Source organism: Methylibium rhizosphaerae (genome assembly GCF_006386545.1).
GTDB lineage: Bacteria > Pseudomonadota > Gammaproteobacteria > Burkholderiales > Burkholderiaceae_C > Pseudorivibacter > Pseudorivibacter rhizosphaerae.
This window is the reverse complement of record NZ_SWAR01000205.1, coordinates 1-502: the sequence shown is the minus strand read 5'-3', so window position 1 is coordinate 502 and position 502 is coordinate 1. Positions and strand designations below refer to the sequence as shown.

The window sequence follows — 502 nt, the reverse complement described above, 5'->3', positions numbered from 1 at the left end:
CGGCACCGAAGACCGCCTGACCATCAACAGCTACTTCGTAACCGACGGCACCTCCCAGCACGCCGTCGAAACCATCCGCTTCGCCGACGGCAGCAGCTGGAGCATTGCGGACGTGAAGGCACGTGTCATCGTGCCCACGGGAGGTGACGACACCGTCACCGGCTACGCGACCAACGACGCCCTCGGCGGCGCTGAGGGCAACGACACCCTCAACGGCATGGCCGGTGACGACACGATCGACGGCGGCGATGGCCGAGACACCCTTAACGGCGGAGATGGCAACGACACGCTGCAAGGGGGCGTGGGCGCCGACGCGTTGAACGGCGGCAACGGCAACGACACGCTGGAAGGCGGAGCGGGCAACGACACGCTGAGCGGCGATGCCGGAGCCGACACCTACCTGTTCGGTCTGGGCTCGGGCCAGGACACGATCAACAACTACGACAGCGACGCGCCGGGCACCAACGCCGACACCATCGTGCTGGGCGCCGGCATCACGCCA

At 67.5% G+C, this 502-nt stretch carries 1 protein-coding gene; it reads left to right on the top strand.

Going from position 1 to position 502, the window contains the following annotated elements:
- Nucleotides 1-502: calcium-binding protein (locus tag E8D38_RS28120; protein ID WP_281286181.1), on the top strand; the 502-nt coding region annotated here is incomplete at both ends.